6 protein-coding genes are annotated in these 8552 nt (G+C 63.5%); 5 read left to right on the forward strand and 1 reads right to left on the reverse strand.

The genetic code is table 11. The annotated features are described in order from the left end of the window. Nucleotides 1-138: 138 nt before the first annotated feature. On the reverse strand, nucleotides 139-1719 hold the full coding sequence (locus B552_RS0116250; RefSeq protein WP_019450099.1) for an isocitrate lyase: 1581 nt from the start codon (nucleotides 1717-1719) through the stop codon (nucleotides 139-141). 499 nt (nucleotides 1720-2218) lie between these two features. Here B552_RS0116250 and B552_RS0116255 point away from each other — a divergent pair, with 499 nt between their 5' ends. The 5 genes from B552_RS0116255 (at nucleotide 2219) to B552_RS0116275 (ending at nucleotide 8388) form a co-directional block, all read left to right on the forward strand. After that, entirely contained in the window at nucleotides 2219-2797 is a 579-nt protein-coding gene (locus tag B552_RS0116255; protein WP_019450100.1) for a response regulator, read from the forward strand. Continuing rightward, the gene (locus tag B552_RS0116260; protein ID WP_019450101.1) at nucleotides 2791-4752 is read left to right on the forward strand and encodes an ATP-binding protein; all 1962 of its coding nucleotides are present in this window, start codon (nucleotides 2791-2793) and stop codon (nucleotides 4750-4752) included. Before B552_RS0116255 ends, B552_RS0116260 begins: the two co-directional genes overlap by 7 nt. A gap of 181 nt (nucleotides 4753-4933) precedes the next feature. Next, entirely contained in the window at nucleotides 4934-5308 is a 375-nt protein-coding gene (locus tag B552_RS28115; protein ID WP_019450102.1) for a response regulator, read from the forward strand. A gap of 32 nt (nucleotides 5309-5340) precedes the next feature. Beyond that, the gene (locus B552_RS0116270) at nucleotides 5341-6627 is read left to right on the forward strand and encodes a formylglycine-generating enzyme family protein (protein ID WP_193352198.1); all 1287 of its coding nucleotides are present in this window, start codon (nucleotides 5341-5343) and stop codon (nucleotides 6625-6627) included. Nucleotides 6628-6738: 111 nt separating this feature from the next. Beyond that, complete coding sequence (locus B552_RS0116275) at nucleotides 6739-8388, forward strand: arylsulfatase (RefSeq protein ID WP_019450104.1); 1650 nt, start codon at nucleotides 6739-6741, stop codon at nucleotides 8386-8388. The last annotated feature ends 164 nt before the right edge of the window (nucleotides 8389-8552 follow it).

Here is an 8552-nt window from a genome sequence, read left to right on the forward strand (position 1 = left end):
CCGGATCGGCCTTGATGGTCCGACTTTTACTCCGCGCGGGGTGTGCTGGCAAGGGTGTGTTCTATCCGTCGCCCGTCGCCGGATAAAAAAACGCCAACCCGTGATGGGTTGGCGTTTTGCTTGCGGGTATGACTGGTATCAGAACTGGTTCATCGTGTTGTCCTTACCGGCCGCCTTCAGGGCTGCTTCGCCGCTGAAGTATTCCTTGTGGTCGTCACCGATGTCCGAGCCGGACATGTTCTGGTGCTTGACGCAGGCGATACCCTGGCGGATTTCCTTGCGCTGCACGCCAGCCACGTAGCCCAGCATGCCCTGGTCGCCGAAGTATTCCTTGGCCAGGTTGTCGGTCGACAGTGCGGCGGTGTGGTACGTCGGCAGCGTGATCAGGTGGTGGAAGATGCCGGCTTCACGCGATGCGTCGGCCTGGAACGTGCGGATCTTCTCGTCAGCAAGCTTGGCCAGTTCGCTGTCGTCATATTCCACGCTCATCAGCTGGGCGCGCTCGTATGCCGACACGTCCTTGCCCGCGGCCTTCATCGCGTCATAGGCCTGCTGGCGGAAGTTCAGGGTCCAGTTGAACGACGGGCTGTTGTTGTACACCAGCTTGGCGTTCGGGATGACCTTGCGAATCTCGCTGACCATGCCGCCGATCTGTGCGATATGCGGCTTTTCGGTTTCGATCCACAGCAGGTCGGCGCCGTTTTGCAGTGCGGTGACGCAATCCAGAACGCAGCGAGCTTCACCCGTGCCGGCGCGGAACTGGAACAGGTTGCTCGGCAGGCGCTTCGGACGCAGCAGCTTGCCGTCGCGCTTGATGATGACGTCGCCGTTGCCCAGTTGGTCGGCCGACAGCTCTTCGCAATCGAGGAACGAGTTGTACTGGTCGCCCAGGTCGCCAGGGGTAGCAGTCACGGCGATCTGCTTGGTCAGGCCGGCGCCCAGCGAGTCAGTACGGGCCACGATGACGCCGTCGTCCACGCCCAGTTCCAGGAAGGCGTAGCGGATTGCGCGGATCTTGGCCAGGAAGTCCTCGTGCGGCACGGTGACCTTGCCATCCTGGTGGCCGCACTGCTTCTCGTCGGACACCTGGTTTTCGATCTGAATGCAGCATGCGCCAGCTTCAATGAACTGCTTGGCCAGCAGGTACGTGGCTTCGGCGTTGCCGAAACCCGCGTCGATGTCGGCGATGATGGGCACCACGTGCGTCACATGGTTGTCGATCTTTGCCTGGATAGCGGCCTTGGCGGCACCCTGGGCAGCATCCAGTTCGCGGAACAGGCCGCCCAGTTCACGGGCATCGGCCTGGCGCAGGAACGTGTACAGCTCGCGAATCAGCGCGCTGACGGAAGTCTTTTCGTGCATCGACTGGTCCGGCAGCGGGCCGAACTCGGAGCGCAGCGCTGCCACCATCCAGCCGGACAGGTACAGGTAGCGGCGGTCGGTGCTGTTGAAGTGCTTCTTGATGGAGATCATCTTCTGCTGGCCGATGAAGCCGTGCCAGCAACCAAGCGACTGGGTGTACTTGGACGGATCGGCATCATAGGCGGCCATGTCGGCGCGCATGATCTTGGCGGTGTACTTGGCAATGTCCAGGCCCGTCTTGAACTTGTTCTGGGCGCGCATGCGGGCGGCATACTCGGGATTGATCGCGTTCCATGCGCTGCCGTGGTTCTCTTTCAAACCAGCAACTGCCTTGATGTCGTCTTGATACTGGGCCATGGGAAATTCCTAAGAAGAAAGCGAGTTTGAAAAATGGTTGCCGTGTGCCGCTACCGATCTCGAAGCAAGCAGCGTGGAGTCATTGTAGGGTGTTCTTGATGCGTTGCGGCAAGGTCTTATATAAGACATAAGACTTAATTTTTCTTTATTTTTCAACGAGATAGCTCGTAAATTTTGCGATGCGGAACACGTTTTCAAGGAACGAAAAATTTCGCCGGGGGGAAGTCCGGCGTAAATTTCGCGATATGAAACGCGCTTTCAGTTGTCGGTGACAGGGCATGCGGAACCGCTCTTTCCGGGCATCAGGCGGCCGTCGCGTTCGACTGGCCCGCAATCCGGGAACGGGAGGCGAACCAAAAATCTTTCAGATCGCGCTGTTTCAGACCGCGAAACTTTTCACTTCGTTGCGCTCGCTCCGTACCCGATCATTTCCCTCAAACGCCCCCCCGTTCGGCCGCGCCATGGCCGACTGCGTGGCTGAACGTTCCGGGAGAAATGTGTGTCAGCAAGATCCGGGCAGATCGTCAACATCGTCGACGACGACGGCTCTACACGTGGTGCATTGGCGCGCCTTCTGACGGCTGCCGGCTTCACGGTACGCAGCTACGCGTCGGCAGGCGCATTTCTCACGGCCGACCCCGATCCGCGCCCCGCCTGCCTGCTGCTTGACCTGGAGATGCCGGGGGTGGATGGCCTGGCGCTGCAGCAGACGCTACGGCGCATCGGGGGCACCATGCCCACGCTGTTCATGAGTGGCTATTGCGACATTCCGCGTACGGTCACCGCCATCAAGAACGGCGCCGTCGAGTTTCTCGTCAAGCCCATTGAGTCCGCCGAGCTGCTGAATGCGCTGGACAATGCCTTCGCCCAGGCCGATCCGGGGCCCGTTCCGCTCAACGATCGGGAGCAGGCGGTCCTGCGCGGTATCGTGGCGGGGCGGCTCAACAAGGAGATTGCCGCCGAACTGGGCCTGAGCGAGCGCACGATCAAATCCTGCCGCGCCGACCTCATGCACAAGCTTGGTGCCCGTTCGCTGGCTGACTTGCTCCGGCGCGGCATGGCAATCGCCACGTGCTGAGGCTGCCCATTCCAACCTGTCAGCGTGGCATTCTGCCATATGCCGGGTGGCCGCATCGGGCGTTCCGTGACCGGCGGCTCTGGCTGGGACTCTGGCTGTCGCTGTTCCCGCTCCTGGCGGCGGCGGCGCCTTGGCGGGTGGTGATTCTGCCGGGCGCTGACGTTGCCCAGCCGGCCGCGGCCCAGCAGATTCAGGCACTTCGCACCGCGCTGAAGGCGCAGGCGCCTGACGGTGTTGAGTTCTACATCGATGCGCTGGACGGCTTGCGCTTCGACGCCGCGACGCTGACGCCGCCTTTTGTCGACCTATTGAAGAACAAGTACGCACAGAAGCCGGTCGACCTGGTGATCGGCATGGCGGACTTCTCACTGGAGTTCACCCAGCGCTATCACGACGAGATCTGGCCCGGCGTGCCCGTGCTCATCACAAGTGTCGATTCGGCGCGGCTGCAGCAACTGCCGCAGCCGACGAAGTTCGCCTATCTTCCGCTGGATGCCGATATCGATGGCACGCTGGCATTGATCGCCACGCTGCAGCCGCAACTCCGGCGGCTGATCGTGGTGACCGGGGATGGTGCGGCTGACAGGGATTGGAGCCGCCGTGTGTCGGAGAGCCTGGGCAGGCAACCCCGGCCACGCTGGCAACTGGATGTCTGGAGTGGCCTGCCGCTGAGGGAACTGCTGGCGCGGGTGGCGTCACTGGATGGATCGGCCGCGGTCCTGTACACGACGATGTATCGGGATACCGAAGGTGGGACCTATTTTCCCTATGAGGTCGTCGCGCCACTCTCGCGTGCGTCACGCGCACCGGTCTACGGCTGGTACGAGACCTACCTGCGCCTTGGCATCGCGGCAGGTTCGGTCATCGATTTCACGGAGGTCGGCCAGCGCGCCGCCGATCTCGGCGCGCAGATCATTCGCAAGGCGCAGCCGGCAGAGGGTGCCTCGCTGCCGCCCGGGCCGGCGCTTTGTGCGGTCGATATCGGCCGGCTCGATGCGCTCGGACTATCCGCCGCGGCATTGCCCAACGGTTGCCTCCGCGTCAACGAGCCACCGTCGCTGTGGCGCGAGCATCGCGGCATCGTGCTGGCAGGGACGGCCACGCTGCTGCTGCAGGCACTGACCATCGGCCTGCTGCTGTGGCAGCGGGAGCGGCGCCGACGTGCCGAGGAGCAGGTGGAGCACGACCGCATGGAGCTTACCCGCGCGGCGCGTATCGCATCGATAGGGGAACTCAGCGCTTCGATTGCGCATGAGGTGAGCCAGCCGCTGGGCGCCATCGCCAATAATGCCGACGCGGCTGGTTTCATGCTCGACGGCGAGCCGCTCGATCGCGAAGAACTGCGGCAGGTCCTGGGCGACGTACGGCGTGATGCGCTACGCGCCAGCCAGATCATCCAGCGCCAGCGCGCCATGCTGAACAAGCATGTCGTCGAGTTCCAGCCGCTTGCACTCGATGCCGTTCTGGACGAGGCGATGGTATTGATGCGCCCGGAGGCACGACGGCGCGGATGCGAACTGCTATGCGACTTCGGCGCCGGCGCGGCTACCGCGATGGCCGACCGTGTCCAGATGCAGCAGGTGCTGCTGAATCTGGTGCTGAACGCCATGGATGCGGTGACAAGCCGGCAACCGGAAAAGCGCCGCGTCGTTGTGGCGACCCGCGCGGTCGAAGGCTGGTACGTGCTGACGGTCACGGACCACGGCTATGGCATCGCCGCCGACGTACTGCCATATATCTTCGACGCATTCGTCACCACGAAGTCGCAGGGAACGGGCATCGGCCTTTCCATCGTGCGTGGCATCGTGCATAGCCATCGTGGACAGGTCACCGTGGCCACCACTGGCCAGCGAGGCACCACGTTCGACGTGCGCCTGCCTGTTACGGATACCGCAACCAGTCTGCCGATTCCCGCGCAAGGACCGCATGAGGAAGGGGTTCTGACGTCTTCATGATCCCGGCTGCCCGGACGAATGGCACCGGGAGCCGGCCCCATTGCCCCCGGGGGCAATGCGCTTGCCCTTTCCCCCGATTGCCCGCGATGGCGGCACTTCCGATACTGACGTGCACATCTGTCCGATCACGGGCGTCTGGCCGGCACGAAGCGGCCCTTCTCTTATCGCGGGGTGTCTCGGCATGGATAGTCATTCGCACCGAATCCTCGTCGTCGAGGACGATGCCAGCCTGCGGCGCGCGCTGCAGCGGATGCTGACGGCGGGAGGGTATCAGGCCGAGTGCTATGGCCGTGCCGAGGATCTGGAAGCGGTGCAAGCGGCAACGTGCCTGGTTCTGGACGTGCAACTGCCTGGCATTTCCGGCCCGGCCTTCTACGCCAGGCTGAGTCCGCCACGGCCGCCAGCGATCTTTATCACCGCCTACGACAGCCCGCTGATACGGCAGGCGATTGCATCGGCCGGCGGCGCGATGGTGCTGCCGAAGCCGTTCAGCGGCAATGTGCTGCTGCAGACGGTAGCGGCGCTATTGGTGGAGTCGCGGCCGGGCGCGTCTTGAGCGCGTGGATTTGCTTGCAGAGGAGCGAAGTCATGGGAAAGCAGAGCAGGGCTCGCCGGGCAGCGGCGGCAAGTTCAGCGGCAGGTTCGGTGGCCGCAGCGATTCCGGCTGCCGGCATCGCCGCACGCACGCCAACCTTGCGTCGGCTGCGGACGTGGCAGTGGGCGCTTGTGATCTGCGGGGCAGCCGGGGCCATCGGTGCATCAGCCAGTTGGTATGCAACGCGTGCACACGCGGTCAACCCGGCGTATCCGGTTGTGGTGGAGGGAGACGGACGTTCCGGTCCTGCGGGAATGGTCCACATTCCCGGTGGCGAATTCCTGATGGGCAGCGACAGCAAACTGGCCCATCCCAACGAGAAGCCCGCGCACAAGGTCAACGTGCATGCGTTCTGGATGGACAAGCACCACGTCACCAACGCCGAATTCCGCAAGTTCGTCGAGGCAACCGGTTACGTGACCACGGCGGAGCAGGTGCCCGATTGGGAAACGATGAGGGTCCAGCTTCCGCCCGATACACCGCGCCCGCCGCCGGGTTCGCTGGTGCCTGGCGCGCTGGTGTTCGCGGGCACGGATCGCCCGGTGCCGTTGCAGGATTACTCGCAGTGGTGGCACTACGTGCCAGGCGCCAATTGGCGGCATCCGGGCGGGCCGGGCACCTCGATAGCCGGCAAGGACAATCATCCGGTCGTGCAGGTCTCCTATGAAGATGCCCAGGCGTATGCGAAGTGGATCGGCAAGCGCCTGCCGACCGAAGCCGAATGGGAGTTCGCCGCGCGCGGGGGCCTGGAACAGGCCACCTATGCCTGGGGCAACCAGTTCTCTCCCGATGGCAAGCAAATGGCCAATGTCTGGCAGGGCCAGCAGGGTCAGCCGTTCCCGGTGGTCAGCCCCAAGGCTGGCGGTGCCGTGGGCACCAGCCCGGTGGGGACCTTCCCGCCCAATGGCTATGGACTGGTCGATATGACTGGCAACGCGTGGCAGTGGGTGGCGGATTGGTATCGCGCCGATCAGTTCAGCCGTGAAGCCGCGAGCGGGAAGCGCATCGACAATCCGGCCGGACCGCTTGCCTCATGGGACCCGGCCGATCCCGGCGTGCCGACTGACGCGCCCAAGCGCGTCACGCGTGGAGGCTCGTTCCTGTGCAACGAAGACTTCTGCCTGAGTTACCGCCCCAGCGCGCGGCAGGGGTCGGACCCCTACAACAGCATGTCGCACCTGGGTTTCCGTCTGGTGATGGATGACCGAACTTGGGCCGGGCGCCGCGATCAGGCAGCGCTCGCGAGTCTTGATGATGCGCCGCAACGGGCGGCGAACTAGCTGACAGGCGAACAGGCATTTGGGTGCGGCGGGCCGAACGGGACCGCCGTGTACTGGAAGGGCCTCTGGCACCCACGCCGGCGGCCGGAAAGTGGTGATACGGAGAACAAGATGAAGCGAAACCTGATCCGGTGGTTGGGGTTGGCAGCGTGCGCGCTGGCGATCCCCGCGTGGGCCGAAAGCAAGCCCAACATCGTGCTGATTGTGTCGGATGACACCGGCTATGGCGACCTGGGGCCGTACGGCGGTGGCGAGGGGCGCGGCATGCCGACGCCAAATATCGATCGCATGGCGAAGGAAGGGATGACCTTCTACTCGTTCTACGCCCAGCCAAGCTGCACGCCGGGACGCGCCGCCATCCAGACCGGCCGTAATCCGAATCGCAGCGGCATGACCACGGTGTCGTTCCAGGGGCAAGGCGGCGGGCTGCCCAAGGCGGAATGGACGCTGGCCTCGGTGCTGAAGACGGCTGGCTACGCGACGTTCTTCACTGGCAAGTGGCACCTTGGCGAGTCCGACTACGCGCTGCCCAACGCCCAGGGCTACGACGAGATGCGTTACGTCGGCCTGTATCACCTGAACGCCTATACATATGCAGATCCGACCTGGTTCCCGGGTATGGACCCGGAACTGCGCGCGATGTTCAAGAAGGTGACCACGGGATCGTTGTCGGGCAAGGCGGGCCAGAAGCCCGTGGAAGATTTCAAGATCAATGGCCAGTACGTGAACAAGCCCACCGAGAAATCGACCGAGTACCCGAATGGCGTGGTGGGAATTCCCTACTTCGACGGCTATGTGGAGAAGGCTGCGCTCGAATACCTGGATAAGGCAAGCAAATCCAGCACACCGTTCTTCATGAACGTCAACTTCATGAAGGTGCACCAGCCGAACATGCCGCATCCGGACTACCAGGGCAAGTCGCTTTCGAAGTCGAAGTACGCCGACTCCGTGGTGGAACTTGATGCGCGTATCGGTCACATCATGGACAAGCTCCGTGCGCTGGGCATGGACAAGAACACGCTGGTCATCTACACCACGGACAACGGCGCCTGGCAGGATGTGTATCCCGATGCCGGCTACACGCCGTTCCGCGGCACCAAGGGTACGGTGCGTGAAGGCGGAAACCGCGTGCCAGCAATCGCCTGGATGCCCGGCAAGATCAAGCCCGACACCAAGAACCACGACATCCTTGGCGGCCTGGACCTGATGGCCACGTTTGCGCATGTGGGCGGCGCCAAGCTGCCAACCAACGACCGCGAGGGCAAGCCCATCATCTTCGACAGCTACGACATGTCACCCGTGCTGTTCGGCACCGGCAAGTCGCAACGCAAGAGCTGGTTCTACTTCACCGAGAACGAGCTGACGCCCGGGGCGGTACGCGTGGGCAACTACAAGGCCGTGTTCAACCTGCGCGGCGACAACGGGCAGCCGACGGGCGGCCTGGCCGTCGACAGCAACCTGGGCTGGAAGGGGCCCGAGAAGTATGTCGCAACGGTGCCGCAGATCTTCGACCTCTGGGCCGATCCGCAGGAACGGTACGACATTTTCATGAACAACTACACTGAGAGCACTTGGACGTTGGTGACGTTCAACGAAGCGATCCGGGACCTGATGAAGTCGTACATCAAGTACCCGCCGCGCAAGCTGCAGAGCGAAAGCTATTCCGGGCCGATCACGCTGTCGCAATACCAGCGCCTGCAATACGTGCGCGAGGCGCTGCAGAAGGAAGGGTTCAGCATTCCGCTGCCGAGCGGAAACTAGGAGTCCGAGTAGTCCGAGTGTGGCGGGAGACGGGCACTGACCCGGCTCCCGCCTCAAGCTTGTCTTCTCAAATGGAGTTCACCATGCCCCGTAAGCTAGTCCTGAGCTTGCTCGCCGCCGCCGCCATGGCGGCCTGCAGCAGCACGCCGCCGGCGACATCCAGC

The organism is Cupriavidus sp. BIS7, assembly GCF_000292345.1.
GTDB lineage: Bacteria > Pseudomonadota > Gammaproteobacteria > Burkholderiales > Burkholderiaceae > Cupriavidus.